A 19,267-nucleotide genomic window follows, 5' to 3' on the forward strand; every position below is an offset into this window, starting at 1 on the left:
GATCAGGTCTCCTGCTTTTTCAAGAGCAGCACCGATGCGCCCAGGATGATCGGGATGGCCACCAGCAACGGCCAGAACGAGGCTTGCAGGTCGGAGAAGTCCAGCGCCTTGCTGAACACGCCCCGGCTGATGGTCAGCATGTGGGTGGCGGGGTAGATCTGGCCGATCATGCGCCCCACGCCTTCCAGCGATGACACGGGGTTGAGCAGGCCGGCGAACTGCACCGCCGGCACCAGCGTGCCGATCATGGTGAAGAACAGCGCGGCGATCTGGCTGCGCGTGAAAGTCGAGGCCAACAGGCCGATGGCGGTGGCGACCACGTTGTAGATCAGCGCGGCGGCCAGCAGCGTGACGAAGCTGCCGGTGATGGGCACGTCGAACACGGTCACGGCCAGCAGCGTCATCAGCAGGAAATTAAGCATCGCCAGCGCGACGTAGGGAGCCTGCTTGCCCAGCAGGAACTCCAGCCGCGTGACGGGCGTGACGTACAGGTTGATGATCGAGCCCAGCTCTTTTTCCCGCACCACCGCCAGCGCCGTCAGCATCGCCGGCATCATCAGCAGCAGCAGCGGGATCACGGCCGGCACCATCGCGGGCAGGCTGCGCACGTCGGGGTTGTAGCGAAAGCGCGTTTCGATGCCGATCTGCTGCGCGGCGCTGTCGCCCAGCCGTTCGCGCGCCTGTTGTTGCAGCCAGCCCTGGTGCATGCCCTGCACATAGCCGCGTATGGTTTCCGCGCGCTGCGGCATGGCGCCGTCGATCCACACGCCGATCTGCGCGGGGCGTCCGCGTTCGGCGTCGCGCGCAAAGCCTTGCGGGATCTCGATGGCCAGCGACAGCTCGCCGCTGCGCATGCGGGCATCCATGTCCTGGTAATCGGTAATCGGCGGCCGTTCGACGAAGTAGCGCGAGCCGGCCAGATTCAGGCTGTAGTTCTGGCTCAGGCTGGTCTGGTCGCGGTCCATGACGGCGTAGCGCAGGTCTTCCACATCCAGGCTGATGCCAAAGCCGATCACGAACATCAACAGCAGCGAGCCGGCCAGCGCGAGCGTTGCACGCACGGGGTCGCGGCGCAATTCCAGCGTCTCGCGCCACAGGTAGCTGATCATCCGTTGCAGCTGGAAGCCGCCGGGTCGCGTCTCGGCCGCGTGAGGGGCGGGGCGCTGCGGCTCGCGTTCGTCCTGGGGCGCATCGGCCGTCGATGCGGGCTGCGTGCCCGCGCCGGCATCGATCAGGTAGGCGATGAACGCCTCTTCCAGCGTCTTGGCGCCGCGCTGCCGCACGATCTCGTCAGGCGAGGCGCTGACCAGCACCTTGCCTGCGTGCATCAGCGACATCCGATCGCAGCGCTGCGCCTCGTTCATGAAGTGCGTGGAAATGAAGATGGTGACCTGGTCTTGCCGCGCCAGCGAAATCAGAAGGCGCCAGAAATTGTCGCGGGCCACGGGGTCCACGCCCGAAGTCGGTTCGTCCAGGATCAGCAGCTCGGGCTTGTGCACCATGGCCACCGCCAGCGACAGGCGCTGGCGCACGCCCATCGGCAGGTTTTCGGGCAGTTCGTCCAGCACGTCGCCCAGGTCGAAGCGCGACGCCATTTCGTCCACGCGAGCGGCGATGTCGGCCTCGGGCACGTGGAACAGGCGTGCGTGCAGCACCAGGTTCTGGCGCACGGTCAGTTCGCCATAGAGCGAGAACGCCTGCGACATATACCCCACGCGCCGCCGCGTATCGATGTTGCGGGGATCGACCTCGACGCCGAACAGCCAGGCTTGGCCTTCGCTGGCCGGCAAGAGGCCGGTCAGCATCTTCATCGTGGTGGACTTGCCGCAGCCGTTGGAACCCAGGAAGCCGAAGATCTCGCCTCGGCGGATGCGGAAGTTGACGTGGTCCACGGCGACGAAATCGCCAAAGCGCATGGTCAGGTCGCGCGCCTCGATGGCGATGGGCGCATCATCGTCCAGCGCCAGCGGCGTGATGTGTACGGGCTGGTGGCCGCGCCGCTTCTCGGGTGGCAACAGCGCGATGAAGGCGGACTCCAGCGTATCGGCGCCGGTGCGTTGTTGCAGCTCGGCAGGCGTGCCGGTGGCCAGCACGCGGCCTTCGTCCATGGCGATCAGCCAGTCAAAGCGCTGGGCCTCGTCCATGTAGGCGGTGGCGACGATGACGCTCATGCCGCTGCGTTCGCGCCGGATGTCGTTGATCAGGTCCCAGAACTGCGCGCGCGCCAGCGGGTCCACGCCCGTAGTCGGTTCGTCCAGGATCAGCAGGTCCGGATCGTGGATCAGCGCGCAGCACAGGCCCAGCTTCTGCTTCATGCCGCCAGACAGCTTGCCGGCCGGACGCGACAGGAACGGCGCCAGCCCGGTGCTACGCGTCAGCGTGTCGATGCGGCGGCGGCGCTCGGCGGCGCTATGGCCGAACAGGCGGCCGAAAAACTGAAGATTCTCTTCGACCGATAGCGTCGGGTACAGATTCTTGCCCAGGCCCTGCGGCATGTAGGCGATGCGCGGGCAGACCGCGTCGCGGTGGCGCTTGCTGCCCATGTCGCCATCGAGCACGTCGACCGAACCTTGCTGCACCGCGCGCGAACCGGCGATGAGCGCCAGCAGGCTGGACTTGCCCACGCCGTCGGGGCCGATCAAGCCCACCATGCGGCCGGCGGGAATGTCCAGCGTGATCCCATCCAGCGCGACCGTCTTGCCGTAGCGCAGCGTCACGTCCGACAGCTTGACCACCGGCGGCACGGACGCGGCCATCGTGGTCGTGTCCATCACGGCACCTTCACTTCAAGGTTGGCGGGCCAGGCTGCCTGGCTGTCCAGCTTCAGCCAGGCCACGCCGGGCAAGCCGGTCTTGACCTGCTGCAAGTGCTGTTGCAGCAGCAGCGGATCGATCTGCGCCTTGACGCGGAACATCAGCTTTTGCCGCTCGCTGGCGGTTTCGACGGTCTTGGGAGTGAACTGCGCGGTGCTGGCCACGAAGGACACCTTGGCGGGGATGACGTATTGCGGCGCGGCGTCCAGGATGATGCGCACGTCCTGCCCCAGCGCCACGCGGCCAGCCGCCTGTTCGGGCAGGAAGAACGTCATGTAGACGTCGGTCAGGTCGACCATGTTGAGCACCTTGCCCCCCGCACCCAGCACTTCACCGGCCTGGGCCACGCGGTACTGCACGCGGCCGGCGCGCGGCGCGCGCAGTTCGCTGTCGGCGATATCGGCATCGATGCGGGCGATGGTGGCCAAGGCCGCGTTCACGGCCGACTGCGCGCCAACCTGGGCGGCGCGCGCGGCCTGGATGGCCGCTTCCGCCGCCTTCACCTGCGCACGCGAGGCGGTGACGGCTGCCTGCGCGCTGCGGACCCGGGCGCGGTCATCGTCCAGTTCCTGGATGGACGAGGCGCCTTCCTTGGACAAGGCTTCCGACCGCGCGAGCCGCCGTTGGGCCGCATCCAGCTCGCTTTCGCGCTGCAACACCACGGCCTCGGCGGCCAGCTTGTCGCTTTCGCGCTGCGCGATCTGGGCGCTGGCGCTGGCTGCGTTGTTGACGGCCTGCTGGTGCTGGGCGCGCGCTTCTTCGCGCTGCGCGTTCAGGGTGTCGATCTGCATGCGCGCCAGCGGCTGGCCGGCGCTGACGAAGTCACCTTCGGCCACCAGTACGTCCTGGATGCGGCCGGGCAGTTTGGTGGCGACGTCGATTTCGGTGGCCTCGATGCGGCCATTGCCGCTGATGAAGCCTTCGCCGGGGCCGGTGTCGGACAGCATGCGCCAACCCGTGAACGCGGCAGCGGCCACGGCCAGCACGACAAGAGCGGGGATCAGTTTTCGAGTGGGCAGCTTCATGGTTCTGGTCCTGGATCTATCGGGTCGAGGTAGGCACTTGCATGGCGTCGGGCGCGGGGTGCGGCGCTGTAGTCACGTCCGACGCGCTCTGTGTCGGGAGCGGGGCGTCGGCCTGCGTGCCGCCACCGAGCGCGGCATACAGGCCCACACGCGCGGACAGCAGCGCCCGGCGCGTCTGCACCAGCGCCTGCTGCGCGGTGAGCAGGTCGCGCTGCGCGTCCAGCACTTCCAGATAGGGCGATGCGCCATGGTCATAGCGCAGCTTGGCCAGCCGCGCGCGTTCGCTCTGCGCGGCGACGGTGGCGCGCAGCACCTGCACCTGTTCGGCCAGCCAGTGACGCGCGGCCAGCGCATCGGAAACGTCCTTGAACGCGCTCTGGATGCTTTGTTCGTAGCGGGCCACGGCCTGGTCGCGGCGCACGTCGGCCAAGTCCAGAGTGGCGCTGCGCCGGCCGGCGTCGAAGATCGGCAGGTCCAGGCTGGGCGCGAAGCTCCACGCGCCGCTGCCGCTGCCGAACAGGCCGTTCAGTTCGGCGCTGGCGGTGCCGAATGCGCCCGTCAGCGTGATGCGCGGGAAGAAGGCTGCGCGCGCCGCGCCGATGTTGGCATTGGCGGCGCGCAACTGGTGTTCGGCGGCCACGATGTCGGGGCGTTGGGTCAGCAGGTCGGACGGCAGCCCGGCCGGCAGGTCCAGCATCACGGCGTCGTCATCCAGGCCAGCCTTGGGCAAGGGCAGGTCCAGCGGCTTGCCCACCAGCTGTTCCAGCGCATGCGCCTGCGTGGCGCGCGCCTGTTCCAGTTCCGCGCCCAGCGCGCGGGCTTGCTGCCACAGCGTTTCCACCTGCGTCAGATCCAGCTTGGAGATCGAGCCCACCTCGTAGCGGCGGCGGAAGATGCGTAGCGATTCGCCGCGCGAGGCGATGGTTTCGCGGGTAAGCGCCAGTCGTTCGTCCAGTTCGCGCAGCGTCAAATAGCTGTCGGCCACCTGCGCGATCAGGCTCAACGTGGCGGCCCGCGCGGCGGCGTCGGACGCCAGGTAGTTCTCCAGCGCGGCGTCTTTCAGGCTGCGCACGCGGCCCCAGAAATCCAGCTCCCAGGAAGCCATGCCGACCCCGGCCTGATACTGGCTGCCGACCATCGGCTGGCCGGTCAGGTTCAGGTCGCCGGGGGTGCGGCTGCGCGCGCCTTCGGCCTGCACGCCGATCGTGGGGAATTGGTCGGCGCGCTGGATGCCGTACAGCGCGCGGGCCTCTTCGACGCGCAGCAGGGCTTGGCGCAGATCGCGGTTGTTGGCCAGCGCTTCGGTGATGAGGCCCTGCAGCACGGGGTCGGTGAAATAGCTGCGCCAACCCACGCGGGCGGCGTTGATGCCCGCCTCGGCCTGGGACGGCTCCGAATAGGTGCTGGCCACCGGCAGGGCGGGGCGCTCGTAGGTCGGGGCCATCGACACGCAACCCTGCATCAGCAGCACGGCCAGGGCGGCCGGCGCCAGGCGGGCAGCGTGCCAGGCCGGAAGCGGACGGCGAGTCATGTGTCGGTTCTCCATCGCGTTGGTGCCGGACGTAACGCCCGGCGGGGTTACCGTGGCGCGTCGCACGCGGGGCGGCTGAGGGGCAGGGCGGCCAGTGCGTACGCGGCCACTGCCGCCTGTCCCGCCATGGGGCGATTGCCCCGGTGTTGCGCCTTCCAGCGGCTCGGTCGCGGCGGCCTTTGCCGCCGATGCCAAGGCCGGTTTTACGGCCCGTGGCGTCCTTGCCGCATCCAAGGGAAAGATCGTCGCAGCGACCGGTTTCAGGGCCGGCGCCGGGTCGATCGGCTTGGAATATCTGGAACTGATTTTGCCCGCCAAGGGACTATCTTTCTTTGATCGAAATCAAGGTAACGACTGACCAGTCGGTTTTTAATGAGGCCGTCGGGCGGCGCGCGGCCTTCGTTGTGGCGCGCCGGTTTGCAAGGAGACACGGATGAGCACGCAACGCCGGCGTCTGCCTCCTACCGTGCGTATGGGGCAGATCCTGGACGCTGCGCTACAGGAATTTTCGGCGTCCGGATACGCGGGCGCGCGCATGGATGACATCGCGCTGCGCGCCGGCTTGTCCAAGGGCGGCCTGTACGCGCATTTTTCAAGCAAAGAAGACGTTTTCCAGGCGCTGCTGGAGCGGCATCTCTGTCCGCCCCGCCTGGACGCGCAGGCCATGGTGCAAGCGTCGGGCACGCCACGGGAGCTGGCCGAATGCCTGGTCGATCATCTCTATGCCAGCCTGGCCAATCCCGCCATGATCGCCATGATGCGCTTGCTGCTGGCGGAAAGCGCGAGGGTGCCGCACCTGGCGCGGCGCTGGCGGCAAGAGACCGCCGACGTCCATCTGGAAGATATTGCGCGCCTGCTGGCGCTGGCCCGCGAACGCGGCCTGTGCAAGGCGGGCGTGGCGGCCCGGCATCCCGAGCTGCTGCTCTCGCCGGTGGTGCATGCCATTGTCATGGCGATGTTGCTGGGTCCCGAGGACGGCGCGAATCTGGCGGCGCGGCGCGATGCGCATGTCGCGCTGATCTGCGGTCTGCTGTAGCGGGCACGGGGCCCGCAACCTTACGTCGAGGCGCGTAGCCGGGCCAGCTCGGCGGACAGCTCGGCGACCAATGCCTGGGCGCGCGCCAGCGGATCGTCCTGCACAGCGGCGGGAGCGGTGGGTGAGGCTTCGACAGGTGTTTCCTGCAAACGCGGATGCACGCTTTCGTGACCCATGCTGACGTCCACATCGAACACCAGTTGTTCGGCGCGATGCCAGGTGGTGAACCATTCCAGCGGACGGCCGTGCTGGTCCATGCCCTGGCCTTGCAGCATCAACAGGGGCGTGCCCGCCTGCGTGTCGAGCAGGCCCGCCAGCCTGGCGTCTGCCGCCACGGCGCGGATCTGATTGCGGCCGGCCCCGGGACGCAAACCGAAGCGGCGCGTCAGCACGCCATGCAGCGACGCGTCCGCCAGGTCTTCGGCGCGCAGACCGGGTACGGCATCGGCCGGCAGCCAGGTGCGCACGTAGGCCAGCGGCGCGTCGGCCACGTGGCGCAGGCGTTCCAGCATCAGCAATTGCGTGGTGCCGAAAAACGCCGCGACGTCGGCCGGCGGTTCGGCGCGCGCGAAGGCCAGCACGCGAGTCTGCAAGGCCACGCCGGACTGCGCGAACTGCTCGTACAAGCCCGTGGAACGCTGCACCAGCCGGCGATGTTCCTGCGGCGCGGCAACCGTCGCCGGGCGTCCGCTTTCGCGTTGGATCAGCCCTTCGGTGGCCAGCGCCGCAAGCGCCTGGCGCACCACGCTGCGCGCCACGCCGAAGCGCTCGCACAGCGCGGCCTCGCTAGGCAGCACGGCGCCCGCCGCCAGCTTGTTCGTTCGGATGAAGCCCCGCAACAGGGTCGCCACCTGGGCGTGCAGCGGGATATCGCCGGAGCGATCAAGAATGGGCAATGCGTCGTGCGTGGCGGGCGCCATGGAAATCAACCTCCGGTTTGTGCCCGCGCAGTTTCCCACACATGCGTCCAGCCCGGAGCCAGATGCGCGGCGCGTTCGGCAGCCAGGATCAGGCTGTCTTCGCGCGCGATGCCGCGGCCGGCGATGTCGAAGGCGGTGCCGTGGTCCACGGACACGCGCACGACGGGCAGGCCGACCGTGATGTTGACGCCGTCATCGCCATACACGGCCTTGAAGGGCGCGTGGCCCTGGTCGTGGTAGCAAGCGATCACGAATTGCCACTTGCCGCGCACGGCTTGCGGGAACAGGGCGTCGGCCGGGATGGGGCCGGCGGCCAGGATGCCGGCCGCATTGGCTTCGGCCACGGCGGGCGCCAGGATGTCGGCGTCTTCGCTGCCGAAGATGCCGTTTTCGCCGGCGTGCGGGTTCAGGCCCGACACGGCGACCGGCTGATCGCCACGGCCCAGCGCCTTGGCGAACGAGCCCGCCAGACGCAGCACGGCGCGCATGCGCGTGGGGGTCAGGTCTTCGATGGCCTGGCGCAGCGACACGTGGGTGGTCGCGTGGAAGATGTAGAGATCACCCGCCGACAGCACCAGCGAGAACGTCTTGACGCCGAATTCATGGGCCAGCAATTCGGTGTGGCCGGGCCACTTGTGGCCGGCGGCGTGCATCGCGGCCTTGTTCAGCGGCGCGGTGACGATGCCGTCGACTTCGCCGGCGCGCGCCAGGGCGCAGGCCGTGGTGACGAAACGCACCGAACCGTCGCCCGCATCGGCGCTGATTTCGCCCAGCTTGACGTGAGCCAGCGACGGGCCGGCTTGCAGCACTTCGATGGTGCCGGGAGTGTTGGTACAGTCGGCCGCGCGGTCCAGCTTGCGCACGATGGCGGGGTCGCCGCCCAGGCTGCGCACGGCGTTGACCATCACGTCCACGTCGCCCACCACCAACAGGCGCGCCTTCTGGCGCAGTTCGTCATGGCCCATCAGCATCTTGGCCGTGATTTCCGGGCCGATGCCGGCCACGTCGCCCAGGGTGACGGCCAGCAGCGGCAGCTTGTTAGGTTGGGGTTGTGTCATCGCTTGAATCTCCTGTCGCGGATCGCGCGCACGGCGCGAACCAATACGTCTTCGGTGCCAAAGCCGCCGGCCTTGGTCACCACGGGCAGGCCCGCGGCCGTGCCCCCGGTCAGCGTGCCCAGGGGCACGCCGCCCATCACTTCGTCCACCAGCGCAATGCCGCGCGCGGCCAGCGCCACGAGCACGCTGCGTGCGCCGTCGCCGCCTGTGGCGACCACGCCGGCGGCGCGCGAGGTGGTAATCAGTTGCGCCGCCAGGCTGCCCAGCCGGTCGGCGACTTTTTCGGAATCCAGCCCATCCATCTGGCCTTCGGGCGCCAGCAGCAGCACGGTGCCGGCGTGCGCCGGGGCCGTGGCGTGCGCTTGCAGCAGCGGCTGGCTCCATGCCTGCCACGCCGCGTCATCGGCCAATTGCACCAGCGAGGGCGTCCAGGTATCCGCGCCCGTGGCTTGCAGCGCGGCGGCTTGTGCGCGCGCCGCGCTGTGCTGCGAGGTGACCACGACGACGACGGGCGCCGTCTGATCAGCACCGGCCCAGACGCGCGCCAGCGGCACGGCCAGGCCGCCCGCGCCCACGGGCAGGGCGTGTTCGCCCAGCAAGCCGATGGCGCGCGCCAGCCGTTCCAGGTCCGCGTCCGTGGCGGCATCGACCACCACGGTGTGGCCCGCCTGGCGGATGCGGGCGGCCAGCGTCTCGGCCGTGTCGCCGTCCTGCGTGGCCACGTGGGCGCAGCCGAGCAGGGTGGGGATATGGCTTTCGGTGACGGGGGTGACCGGGTCGGTCGCGGCGGAAGTCTCCGTGACCGGCTTGCCGTTCACGTACAGGATGCCTTGCTCGACGGTGCGGCCGGTGGCCGGGAAGGCCGGGCAGATCACCGCGATCGTGTCCGGGCCCCAGGCCTCGCGCGCCGCGTCGATCTCGGCCTTGAAGGCGCCGCGCAAGGTGGAGTCCACCTTCTTGTACAGGCGCGACACGCCGGCCGCGCGCAGTTGACGCACGTTCTCGTCGATGACGCGCGCGGCGTCGGCGGCGGGCAGGGCGCGGCTGTGGGTCGTGACGGCCAGCACTTCGACGCCGGCCGTGGCCGGGCCGGACAGCGCCTCGTCGGCGCCGCCGATGGACAGGTGCGTGCTCCAGCCGGCGCGCACGAACTGCACCGCGGTGTCGCCCGAACCGGTCAGGTCATCGGCGACGATGGCGATCGTCGGAGTCAAAGCGCCTCTCCGCGCGCCTCGCCCAAGGTGGGCGTGGCGTTGCTGACGTCTGCGTCCTCGGACTTCAGCTCACCCGCGCGCTTGAGGAAGTACGACGCCAGCATCGGAGCCAGGATCGAACTGATCAACACGCAGGCGGCCACTTGCGCGGTGGCGGTGGACACGTACTGCTGGAAGTTGGGGTCGGCGGCGGCGACCACGGCCGGCGTGGCGATGGCGTTGCCTGCCGTCGTGCCGGCTGCGAAGCCCAGGCCGCTCTTGCCGCCACGGCGCAGGATCATGCGATAGCCCAGGTAGACCAGGCCGCCGGTGATGGGGCTGATGATCAGGCCCAGGATCAGGCCGCTGACGCCGCCGCTGACGACCGCACCCAGATTGATGCCGGTGCCCAGCGCGAAGGCGAAGAAGGGGATGACGATGTTGGGCACGGGCTTGAGCACGTCGCGCCACTTGGGGTCCAGGTTGCCGACCACCACGCCCAGCAGGAACGGCACCAGCGCCGCCACCAGGGCAATCATGGGGATGTCGGCCAGGCCCGAAGCGCCCAGGAACAGCAGGCTGAAGAAGGGGCCGTCATTGACCGCGCTGGCGACGTAGGCGCCACGGTCGCGTGCATCGCCGTACTGGCCGGTGTAGGCCAGCCACAGGCCGCCGTTGCTGTTGTCGAACGCAGCCAGCAAGGCCAGGATCGACACGCCCAGCACGCCGTCCAGGCCCACGTAGCTACCCAGGATGATGATCAGCGTGGCGGGCACCAGCGTCTTCATCAGCAGGATGGTGCCGGCGGTGGCCAGGATGGGGCCGCCCGTGCGGGCGTTCACTTGGGTGCCGGTGGCGAAGATCAGCAGGGCGATCAGCGGCAGGGCGCTGTTCTTGAACAGCGCGGTGGTGAAGCCGCCGATGGCCAGGGCATCAGGGGCGAAGGTGCCGATCAGGGAACCCAGGATCAGCGGCACGAGCATCAATCCACCAGGGATTTTCTGCATGGTGCCAAAAAAAGGCGAACGGGAAGTTGCGGCGGTCGACACTTGCGTGAGTCTCCAGGACGGTTCTGTTGGGTTGCAGACGTTCGTTGATGCGTCTGTCAGCGGGGGTTGAAAACCGCTAGTGTACACCTGTACGTACTGCCTGTACGTACAGGTTTTCCCATCCCGGAGCCCGCCGCTAGAAGCGGTATGCGCCGCTCAACATGACCGTCCGGCGCGCGCCGTAGAAGCAGTCGCCACGGTCCAGGCAGACCACCTCGTAGGTGCGGTCGGCAATGTTGTTGACGTTCAGGGCGTAGCGCCACGGGCCATTGTCGTAGCTGACCATGGCGTCGAACAAGGTGACCGCGGGCGTCTGCGGCGCGCCGCCGTCCGTGAACGCCGTCAGGTAGCGCACCCCCGCGCCCACCGCGAAGCCGGGCTGGCCCGCCAGCGCGAAGCGGTATTTACCCCACACCGAGGCCATGTGCTTGGGCAGCGCTTCGAGCTGCGGATCGGGATCGGTGTAGATGTAGTTGGCGATCACGTCCACGTTCTTGGTGACGCGGCCGCGCAATTCCAATTCAACACCGCGCGTGCGCGTCTTGCCGGCCTGTAGCTGGTTGTTCGGGTTCTCGGGATCGTTGGTCTGCCGGTTCTTTTCGCGCAGGTCGTAGGCGGCGGCGGTGAATTCGATGTCGGCGTCGCGCGGCATGTACTTGATGCCGGCTTCGACCTGCTTGCCCCGCATCGGCTTGTAGCGTTCGTTGTAGAAGTTCGAGCCCGCGATGGGCGTGAACGATTCGCTGTAGCTCAGGTACGGCGACCAGCCATTGTCGGCCGCGTACATCAGGCCGAAGCGCTTGGTGGTGGCGTAGTCCGTTTCCTTGTCCTGGCCCTCGATGCGATTGTCGGCGCGGTCGCGGCGGATGCCCGCCAGGAAGATCCAGTTCTTGTCGAACTTGATCTGGTCCTGCGCGTAGAAGCCCAGTTGCTGCTGCTTTTGCTTGGGCGTGTCGGACAGTTCATATTCCGGCCGGTTGCCGTAGACGGGGTGATACAGGTTCAGCGGCGCGCCCAGGCCCGAGGCCGTCTGGCTGGTTTCGCGGTAGTGCGAATAATCCATCCCGAAGATCACCGTGTGCTCGGTGCGGCCCCAGTGCAGCTTGCCTTCCAGGTTCTGGTCGGCAAGCAGCGTGCGCATGCGTGGCTTGTTGACGTAGAAGTAGCGGTCGGTGGTGGTTTGATCGGCGTCGATGTATGAATCGCCGCGCCGCGCGCCATACACGTTCGGGTACAGGGACTGGTAATCGACGCGGCTGACCGTGTTGCGCACGTTCTGACGGAATTTCCAGGTGTCGTTGAACTGGTGTTCGAACAGCCAGCCCACGCTGAATTGCTCGGTGTCGTAGGCGTCAAAACCGGGTTCGCTGACGAAGCGGCGCGTGGGGATGCGGCCGTTCGGGTTCTCTTGTACCGATCCGTTCCAGGGCAGGAACGATTGCGTGGTGCCGGCTTTGTCCTTTTGCCACAGCGCCTGGAATGTCAGCGACGTGGCGGCGCTGGGCCGCCAGGTCAGCGACGGCGCCAGCATCAGGCGGTCGTCCGGCGCGTGTTGCACCTGGGTATCGCTGTCGCGGCCCACGGCCACCACGCGGTACAGCCATTGGCCGTCTTCCGTGACCGGCCCGGTCAGGTCGGCCTGGATCTCGCGCCGGTTGTCATTGCCCAGCACCACGCCGATCTCGCGTTGCGCCTCGGCTTGCGGGCGCTTGCTGACCAGGTTGACGATGCCGCCCGTGCTGCCCTGTCCGTACAGCATGGACGAGGGGCCGCGCAGCACTTCCACGCGCTCCATGCCGTAGATCTCGGTACGCGGGTTGTTGTAGTTGAAGAACTGACGCAAGCCATCCAGGTATTGCGCGGGCTCCACGCCGCGTATCCGCACGTAGTCCCCCCGGTTGTCCACGCCATACGCGTTGGGCCGCACGCCGGCCGCGTAGTTCATGGCGTCCTGCACGTTCTGCGCGCCCTGGTCCACGATCTGATCGCGCGGAATGACCGTGATGGCCTGCGGCGTTTCGGACAGCGGCGTGTCGGTCTTGGTGCCCGTGGCGCTGCGCGTGGCGACGTAGCCGTCTACCGGGCCGGTCGCGGTTTCACCCGTGCCCGTCACCTGCACGGCGGGCAGGACGGTGGTGGGTTCGGCGGTTTGTGCGTGCGCGGCGGCGCCCAGGCAGGCGGCCAGCGCGGCGGCGGGCAACAAGGTCTGCGGCCGCGCCTGACGGGCGGTGCGGATCGGATGGCGTTTCAAGTGGGTCCCCTGCGGCGCTGCGGCCGCTGATTACATATAGAAATGGCAACGATAATTATTATTAATTGCGTTGCTGCGCTTCGCCTAGCCGCAGCAGCCATCCCAGATGTAAAAAAGCCCTGCGGCCGACGCAGGCGCGAGGGCAGGCGGCCATGCAAATTTCTTTTTTTTCAGCAGCTTGGCGCGCGTCTCGCGCGGTCCGCGCCCGTGGCCCGGCAGATGTGGCGCTGTTGGGCCCACGCGACACCGGCCGGATCAGGCGTACTGCGCCCGCCGCGTTCCGCCTTCACGCCGGCTGGCCTTGTCGGCCACGATGTTGTCCTGACCCATCTGCCGGCCGCGCCGTTCGATGCGGCCCAGGAAGTCACGCAGCTGTGTGATTTCGGCGGCGCTCAGATCCTGCACCAGCAGCTCGTTCAGCCGCGAGACCTCGGGCAGCAGCGCCTGATAGCGGGCCAGGCCGTCGGCGGTGGCCTCGATGCGCACGACCCGGCGGTCGGCGCTGTCGTGCAGGCGGCGCAGCCAGCCCTTTTCGCATAGCGCGCCCAGCGTGCGAGACGTGCGCGCCAGATCCAGCTTGGCGGCCGCCGCCAGCTCGGCGGAGCTCATGATGCCGCCTTCGATGGCACAGGCCAGGATCCGCCATTCACGCCGCGTGATGCCGAAGCGGCCCTCGCACAAGCGCACGAAGACCGGGTTGGACTGCGACCACGCCTGGTACAGCCGATACATCAGCATGTCGTCCAGATGCGGCGAGGCCGGGGATGATTCGGTTGGCATGGCGTCTCCTCCTTGCCGCAGCGCCTGCCGCGTCGCGCGCGGTGCGTCTGCATATCGTTATGGAAAGTCCTGGATTAGATCAAGCAATGGCCCCGTTGCTACATTCAATCCGCCTATTTGCGGTGCGGCCAGGCAGCAAGAACCATAACCGACAGCGGGCCACTGTCGACAGGAGAACACCATGCGTAAATGGATGACGGGCGCCGCCTTGGTCGCCGCCTTGGCGGGGGCCGCGCCGCTGGCCGGGGCGCAGCAGCCGCCGCTTGATAGCGCGTTGACGATCGTGGTGGGCTATCCGCCGGGCGGCAGTTCCGACCGCATCGCGCGCCTGGTCGCCGATCGCTTGAAAGACCGGGTGGGCGTGCCGGTCGTCGTCGAAAACAAGACGGGGGCAGGCGGCCGTATCGCGGCGCAGGGCCTGCACGCCGCGCCCGCCTCGCAGAATGTGCTGATGCTGGCCAATCCCGCCGTGATGGTGGTGGCGCCGCTGGTCTATGCCCAGCCCGGCTACGATGCCCAGCGCGACTTCAAGCCGGTGTCGCTGGTCAGCCAGTACAAGTTTGCGCTGGCCGTGCCGGCCGATTCGTCCATCAAGGACGTGGCCGGCCTGCGCCAGTGGCTGCGCGCCCATCCCAAACAATTCACCGTAGGCGTGCCGGCCACCGGCAGCCTGCCGCACTTTTTCGCGTTGATGCTGGGCCGGGAAATCGGCCAGGAGCCCGAAGTGGTCGGCTATCGCGGATCGGCCCCGCTGATCACGGAACTGATTGGCGGCATCCTGCCGCAGGGCATCGACACGCTGGACACCTTGCTGCCGCAGCATCGCGCCGGCAAGATCCGCATCCTGGCCATCTCGGGCGAGGCGCGCGATGCCGAGTTGAAAGACGTGCCCACCTTCCGCGAAGGGGGCGTGAACCTTGCGGCGGACGGCTGGAACGCCTTTTTCGCGCCCGCCGCGATGCCCGAGGCCAAGATCCGCCGGCTGGGCGCCGACATCGCCGCCATCCTGCAAGAACCCGCCATGCAGCAAGCCGTGCGCGACGCGTTCCTGGAACCGGTGTCGCTGGACGCGCCCGCCACCGGCCAGGCGCTGGCCGCGTACCGCAAGCAATGGGAGCCCGTCGTGCGCGATTCCGGCTTCACTGCCACGCAATAAGGGGCGGCAATGAGTACCGTGCAAAATGTGTTGTTCATCATGGCGGATCAACTGCGTGCCGATCACTTGAGCTGCTATGGCCACCCCTATCTGCAAACGTCCAACCTGGATGCGCTGGCCGCACGCGGCGTGCGCTTTGATCGCGCGTTCGTGAATTCCGGCGTGTGCGGCCCGTCGCGCATGAGCTACTACACCGGCCGCTATCCGTCGCGGCATGGCGCGACCTGGAACCGCGTGCCGCTGTCCATCAACGAGATCACGCTGGGCGAATACCTGGCGGGGCAGGGGCGCGATCTGGCGCTGGCGGGCAAGACCCACATCATCCCCGACAAGGCCGGCATGGAGCGCCTGGCGATCGATGGCGCATCCGAGCTGGGCGTGCTGCTTGAACGAGGCGGCTTCACTGAACTGGACCGCTACGACGGCCACCACCCGCCCGGCGAAGAAAGCGGTTACCCGGCCTACCTGCGCCGCCAGGGATACGACAGCGCCGACCCCTGGACCGATTTCGTCATTTCGGGCGTGGACGCGAACGGACAGATCGCAAGCGGCTGGAACATGCGCAACGTCCATCTGCCTGCACGCGTGGCCGAGCCGCATTCCGAAACCGCCTACATGACGGATCAAGCGCTGGACTTCATGAAGCGGCGCGGCAGCCAGCCCTGGGTGCTGCACCTGAGCTACGTCAAGCCGCACTGGCCGTACATGGCGCCCGCCCCTTACCACCAGCGCTACCGCGCCGATCAATGCCTGCCCGTGCGGCGCAACCGCGAAGAGCTGCGCGGCGCGCACCCCGTGGTGGCCGCGTATCGTCAGCAGGAAGAAAGCGTGAGCTTCTCGACCGATGAATGCGTGCGCGTCGTGCGCCCCGCCTACCAGGGCCTGATCCAGCAGCTGGACGACCACCTGGGCCGGTTGTTCGACTACATGGAAGGCGCGGGACTGATGAAGAACACGCTGATCGTGTTCACGGCTGATCACGGTGATTTCCTGGGCGACCACTGGCTGGGCGAGAAGGAACTGTTCTACGACACCGTGCAACGCGTGCCGTTCATCGTGATGGACCCGTCGGCGGCGGCGGACGCCACGCGCGGGCAGGCGCTGGACGACATGGTGGAAAGCGTGGACGTCGTGCCGACCGTGCTGCGCGCGCTGGGCACGCCGGGACCGGCGCATCGGCTCGAAGGCCGCGAATTGCAAACGCTGCTGCATGGCCGCGACGCCGCCACGCCGTGGCGCGACTGCGTGTACTCAGAGTTGGACTACAGCTTCCGCCAGGCCCGCATCCTGCGCGGCAAGACGCCGCAGAACGCGCGCGCCTGGTCCGTGCGCACGGACCGCTGGCGCTATGTGTACTGGCTGGACGAGCCCGAACAGCTGTACGACCTGCATGCGGACCCCGACGAATTCCAGGACCTGGGCACCAGCGCGACGCATGCCGCGATCCGGCAAGAACTGCGCGAGCGCCTGCTGGACTGGATGCTGCGCGGCAAGCGCCGCACCACCATGAGCGACGAGGCGGTCGAAAAGGCCACGAACGCGCACAAGCGGGCAGGGGTTTTCTTCGGACAGTGGTAACCGGTCGGGGCGGCAGCGCCCCGCCAGCAACGTTCACGCGTGGTCGGCGCTATGTTTTTCAAGCGGCGCGGCGGCGTCGGGTTTCAGTTCGCGCCGCAGGATCTTGCCCACGTTCGTGCGCGGCAGGTCATCGCGAAATTCCACGTAGCGCGGCACCTTGTAGCCCGTCAGCTGCGTGCGGCAATGGGCGATCAGCGTGTCGGCGTCCAGCGTCGGATCCTTGCGGATCACATACAGCTTGACCGCTTCGCCCGAGCGTTCGTCCGGTACGCCGACCGCCGCCACTTCGCGCACGCCAGGATGCAGCGCGGCGACGTCCTCGACTTCGTTGGGATACACGTTGAAGCCCGACACGAGGATCATGTCTTTCTTGCGGTCGATAAGGAACACGTAGCCGTCTTCGTCCACGTAGCCGATGTCGCCCGTGCGCAGAAAGCCGTCGGGGTACATCACCAGCGCCGTTTCGTCCGGCCGGTTCCAATAGCCTTGCGTGACCTGCGGCCCGCGCACGCAGATTTCCCCGCTTTCTCCGATGCCTTGTTCCACGCCCTCATCGTTGCGTATGGATATTTCCGTGGACGGCACGGGCAGGCCGACCGAGCCGGTGAATACCTTGACGTCCAGCGGGTTGACGGTGACGGCGGGCGAGGTCTCGGTCAGCCCGTAGGCCTGCGCCAGCGACTTGCCGGTCACGGCGCGCCAGCGGTCGGCCACGGCGCGTTGCACCGCCATGCCACCGCCCATCGTCAGGCGCAGGCGCGAGAAGTCCAGCTTGGCGAAGTCGGGATGGTTCAGCAGCGCGTTGAACAAGGTGTTGACGCCGGTGAAGGCCGAAAACGGCACCTTGCTCATTTCCTTGATCAAGCCCGGAATGTCGCGGGGGTTGATGATGAGCAGGTTGCTGGCGCCGATCTTCATGAACGTCAGGCAGTTCGCCGTCAGCGCGAAGATGTGATAAAGCGGCAAGGCCGTCACGATGCATTCCTGCCCGTCGGCGACCAGCGGCTTGATCCACGCGTGCGCCTGGCTCAGGTTGGCCACCAGGTTGCCATGCGAAAGCATCGCGGCTTTGGCGACGCCCGTGGTGCCACCCGTGTATTGCAGGCAGGCCAGGTCGCGCTGGTCCAACTGCGCTTCGGTGAACGGTTCGCGCCTGCCGGCGAGCAGCGCGTCGGCCAGATTGACGTGGCCAGGCAGGGACCAGGCCGGCACCATGCGCTTGACGTGCCGGATCACCAGGTCCACCAGCCGGCCCTTGACCGGCCCCAGCATCTGGCCGATGGACGTGACCAACACCTGTTCCACCGCGCTCTTGGGCAAGGCCTTTTGCACCGTGGCCGCGAAGTTGTCCGCGACCACGATGGCGCGCGCGCCCGAATCCACCAACTGGTGTTCGAGCTCGTGCGAGGTATAGAGCGGATTGCAATTGACCACGACGCAACCGGCGCGCAAGGCGCCGAACAGGCAGACGGGGTATTGCAGCAGGTTCGGCATCATGAGCGCGATACGGTCGCCACGGCCCAGGCCGCGGGCGTTCAGCCACGCGGCGAAGTCGCGCGTCAGCGCGTCCAGCTCGGCGTAGCTCATCGCTTTGCCCATGCTGATGTACGCCGTCTTGTCCGCATAGCGGCGGCAGCTTTCGCGCACGACCGACACCAGCGTGGTCACGCCATCCATCTCGATCCGCGCGGGAACGCCAGCGGGGTAGCTCTTGTGCCAGATTGGTTCCATCGTCTCGGGGTTCCGCCTAGTTGCCCAGCAGGGCATTTTTCAGGGAGGCCTGTGCCGGCTTGTCGCCCAGCCAGACGCGGAGCAGCGCGCGCGCGAAGTCGGGGTTGTCGATGCGGCCCCGTTGCACGCCATTGTGCGTCCCGGTGACGCCGCCAGCGTCGAAATACAGATCGATCACATCGCCTTCTTTGGCCGTGCCGATAGCGGCCATCAGGCGGGTCAGCTGGTCGGTGGGCGCTTTCATGGCAGCCAGTTCAGATTTGGGCGTATTGTCGCGCAAGCCGTCCTGCAACGCTTCGTCCAGGCTCTTGCTGTCGACGTCGCGCAGCAATTGCAGGCGCAGGCGGCTAGGTTCCGTGCTGTTGACGAGCGTGGCGGCATCATGGCTTTTGTGTGTGACGTACAGCGCGGCGACGTACACCTTCACAACGAATTTCGTGCGCAGGCCGGCGCCATTGAGCACCAGCGCGTGGCCGCCTTCGGACAGCTGTTCCGGCACGCGCGTGCCCGCCACTTCCCGGTCGGCGGCGAGCACCGGCGCGCCGGCCAGGGCGGCGACAAGCATAAGGCTCAGGGCGGTGGATCGCCCTCCAGGGATGCATTGCATGTGTCTCCTCCTGAGTTTTTTCGCTTGTAGAACTTCTTGTCTGCGATATAGATCGTGCGTTCGACCACGGCATAGACCACGCCGTCCTTGTCCTTCAATTCGACCGTATAGCTGCGGGTGGTTTCGTGCTCGCGCGCGAGCACGCGCCGGATGTCCGCGATTTCGTCGGGCGGCAGGCGGAAGTCCACGTAAAGCGTCGTGTAGGCGGGCTTGCGGTAGCGGATCGAGGCCGCCTTGTCCCACACGATGTGATCGGGGCCCAGCGCGGACATCAGCATCGTGGGATGCGCGCCGTCCGTCACGGCGAACAGCGACCCGCCATACATCGACCCCACGATATTGCGGGTGCGGCGCAACAGCGGCAGCTTGATGCGGATGTGCAGGAAATCCGGCGACACGTACAACACGCGGCCGCCGGTGGCGCGAAACGCCGGATGCAGGTTGAAGCCCACCCGCATCAGGCGCGCGCGCCATTGCGGCGACAGGCTTTTGAACCAATAGGGCTTCATGCTGGGCATGCCGGATCGTTTCGCAAAGTG

General features: G+C 67.6%; 15 protein-coding genes. 3 read left to right on the forward strand and 12 right to left on the reverse strand.

Going from position 1 to position 19,267, the window contains the following annotated elements; all coding sequences use genetic code 11:
- Positions 1–2: 2 nt before the first annotated feature.
- The 3 genes from rbbA to API01S_RS00775 are packed head-to-tail and all read right to left on the reverse strand — an operon-like array spanning position 3 to position 5,369.
- Entirely contained in the window at positions 3–2,771 is a 2,769-nt protein-coding gene (gene rbbA, locus API01S_RS00765) for a ribosome-associated ATPase/putative transporter RbbA (protein ID WP_457912038.1), read from the reverse strand.
- Positions 2,771–3,838, reverse strand: coding sequence for an HlyD family secretion protein (locus API01S_RS00770; RefSeq protein WP_006220615.1), 1,068 nt, complete (start codon positions 3,836–3,838; stop codon positions 2,771–2,773). The genes rbbA and API01S_RS00770 overlap by 1 nt, the downstream gene beginning before the upstream one ends.
- A gap of 16 nt (positions 3,839–3,854) precedes the next feature.
- The gene (locus tag API01S_RS00775; RefSeq protein WP_061302653.1) at positions 3,855–5,369 is read right to left on the reverse strand and encodes an efflux transporter outer membrane subunit; all 1,515 of its coding nucleotides are present in this window, start codon (positions 5,367–5,369) and stop codon (positions 3,855–3,857) included.
- A 433-nt stretch (positions 5,370–5,802) separates the two neighbouring features.
- Between API01S_RS00775 and API01S_RS00780 the strand changes: the two genes are divergently transcribed.
- Positions 5,803–6,405 carry a TetR/AcrR family transcriptional regulator gene (locus tag API01S_RS00780; protein ID WP_061302655.1) on the forward strand — a complete coding sequence of 201 codons (603 nt, stop codon included), beginning with the start codon at positions 5,803–5,805 and terminating at the stop codon, positions 6,403–6,405.
- Positions 6,406–6,425: 20 nt separating this feature from the next.
- On the opposite strand, the gene API01S_RS00785 is transcribed toward API01S_RS00780, so the two are convergent.
- From API01S_RS00785 to API01S_RS00810, 6 genes are all read right to left on the reverse strand, one after another.
- On the reverse strand, positions 6,426–7,325 hold the full coding sequence (locus API01S_RS00785) for a GntR family transcriptional regulator (RefSeq protein ID WP_084802331.1): 900 nt from the start codon (positions 7,323–7,325) through the stop codon (positions 6,426–6,428).
- Positions 7,326–7,330: 5 nt separating this feature from the next.
- Positions 7,331–8,383, reverse strand: a complete 1,053-nt coding sequence (gene pdxA, locus API01S_RS00790; RefSeq protein ID WP_050729914.1) for a 4-hydroxythreonine-4-phosphate dehydrogenase PdxA — start codon at positions 8,381–8,383, stop codon at positions 7,331–7,333.
- Entirely contained in the window at positions 8,380–9,597 is a 1,218-nt protein-coding gene (gene dtnK / locus API01S_RS00795; protein ID WP_061302657.1) for a D-threonate kinase, read from the reverse strand. Before dtnK ends, pdxA begins: the two co-directional genes overlap by 4 nt.
- Positions 9,594–10,583 (reverse strand): 2-keto-3-deoxygluconate permease, encoded by a 990-nt coding sequence (locus tag API01S_RS00800; RefSeq protein WP_050730229.1) that lies wholly within the window; start codon positions 10,581–10,583, stop codon positions 9,594–9,596. The genes dtnK and API01S_RS00800 overlap by 4 nt, the downstream gene beginning before the upstream one ends.
- Before the next feature lie 178 nt (positions 10,584–10,761).
- Positions 10,762–12,876 (reverse strand): TonB-dependent siderophore receptor, encoded by a 2,115-nt coding sequence (locus tag API01S_RS00805; RefSeq protein ID WP_061302659.1) that lies wholly within the window; start codon positions 12,874–12,876, stop codon positions 10,762–10,764.
- 255 nt (positions 12,877–13,131) lie between these two features.
- Positions 13,132–13,656, reverse strand: coding sequence for a MarR family winged helix-turn-helix transcriptional regulator (locus API01S_RS00810; protein ID WP_061302660.1), 525 nt, complete (start codon positions 13,654–13,656; stop codon positions 13,132–13,134).
- Between the two features lie 181 nt (positions 13,657–13,837).
- On the opposite strand from API01S_RS00810, the gene API01S_RS00815 reads away from it, so the two are divergent.
- Both API01S_RS00815 and API01S_RS00820 read left to right on the forward strand, forming a co-directional pair.
- Complete coding sequence (locus API01S_RS00815) at positions 13,838–14,812, forward strand: Bug family tripartite tricarboxylate transporter substrate binding protein (RefSeq protein ID WP_050729917.1); 975 nt, start codon at positions 13,838–13,840, stop codon at positions 14,810–14,812.
- A 9-nt stretch (positions 14,813–14,821) separates the two neighbouring features.
- Positions 14,822–16,390 (forward strand): sulfatase-like hydrolase/transferase, encoded by a 1,569-nt coding sequence (locus API01S_RS00820; protein WP_061302662.1) that lies wholly within the window; start codon positions 14,822–14,824, stop codon positions 16,388–16,390.
- Positions 16,391–16,423: 33 nt separating this feature from the next.
- Here the strand turns inward: API01S_RS00820 and API01S_RS00825 are convergent, their stop codons facing one another.
- The 3 genes from API01S_RS00825 to API01S_RS00835 are packed head-to-tail and all read right to left on the reverse strand — an operon-like array spanning position 16,424 to position 19,237.
- Positions 16,424–18,121 (reverse strand): AMP-binding protein, encoded by a 1,698-nt coding sequence (locus API01S_RS00825; protein WP_061302664.1) that lies wholly within the window; start codon positions 18,119–18,121, stop codon positions 16,424–16,426.
- Between the two features lie 16 nt (positions 18,122–18,137).
- Complete coding sequence (locus tag API01S_RS00830; protein ID WP_061302666.1) at positions 18,138–18,728, reverse strand: chalcone isomerase family protein; 591 nt, start codon at positions 18,726–18,728, stop codon at positions 18,138–18,140.
- Positions 18,692–19,237 carry a DUF4442 domain-containing protein gene (locus API01S_RS00835; protein ID WP_039884352.1) on the reverse strand — a complete coding sequence of 182 codons (546 nt, stop codon included), beginning with the start codon at positions 19,235–19,237 and terminating at the stop codon, positions 18,692–18,694. Before API01S_RS00835 ends, API01S_RS00830 begins: the two co-directional genes overlap by 37 nt.
- Between the last annotated feature and the right edge of the window lie 30 nt (positions 19,238–19,267).

The organism is Achromobacter piechaudii NBRC 102461 (genome assembly GCF_001571245.1).
GTDB classification, from domain to species: domain Bacteria; phylum Pseudomonadota; class Gammaproteobacteria; order Burkholderiales; family Burkholderiaceae_B; genus Achromobacter; species Achromobacter piechaudii.

Coding starts and splice junctions, on each gene's coding strand:
- rbbA (WP_457912038.1), bottom strand. CDS start 2,771: ATGGACACGACCACGATGGCCGCGTCCGTGCCGCCGGTGGTCAAGCTG.
- API01S_RS00770 (WP_006220615.1), bottom strand. CDS start 3,838: ATGAAGCTGCCCACTCGAAAACTGATCCCCGCTCTTGTCGTGCTGGCC.
- API01S_RS00775 (WP_061302653.1), bottom strand. CDS start 5,369: ATGACTCGCCGTCCGCTTCCGGCCTGGCACGCTGCCCGCCTGGCGCCG.
- API01S_RS00780 (WP_061302655.1), top strand. CDS start 5,803: ATGAGCACGCAACGCCGGCGTCTGCCTCCTACCGTGCGTATGGGGCAG.
- API01S_RS00785 (WP_084802331.1), bottom strand. CDS start 7,325: ATGGCGCCCGCCACGCACGACGCATTGCCCATTCTTGATCGCTCCGGC.
- pdxA (WP_050729914.1), bottom strand. CDS start 8,383: ATGACACAACCCCAACCTAACAAGCTGCCGCTGCTGGCCGTCACCCTG.
- API01S_RS00800 (WP_050730229.1), bottom strand. CDS start 10,583: ATGCAGAAAATCCCTGGTGGATTGATGCTCGTGCCGCTGATCCTGGGT.
- API01S_RS00810 (WP_061302660.1), bottom strand. CDS start 13,656: ATGCCAACCGAATCATCCCCGGCCTCGCCGCATCTGGACGACATGCTG.
- API01S_RS00815 (WP_050729917.1), top strand. CDS start 13,838: ATGCGTAAATGGATGACGGGCGCCGCCTTGGTCGCCGCCTTGGCGGGG.
- API01S_RS00820 (WP_061302662.1), top strand. CDS start 14,822: ATGAGTACCGTGCAAAATGTGTTGTTCATCATGGCGGATCAACTGCGT.
- API01S_RS00825 (WP_061302664.1), bottom strand. CDS start 18,121: ATGGAACCAATCTGGCACAAGAGCTACCCCGCTGGCGTTCCCGCGCGG.
- API01S_RS00830 (WP_061302666.1), bottom strand. CDS start 18,728: ATGCAATGCATCCCTGGAGGGCGATCCACCGCCCTGAGCCTTATGCTT.
- API01S_RS00835 (WP_039884352.1), bottom strand. CDS start 19,237: ATGAAGCCCTATTGGTTCAAAAGCCTGTCGCCGCAATGGCGCGCGCGC.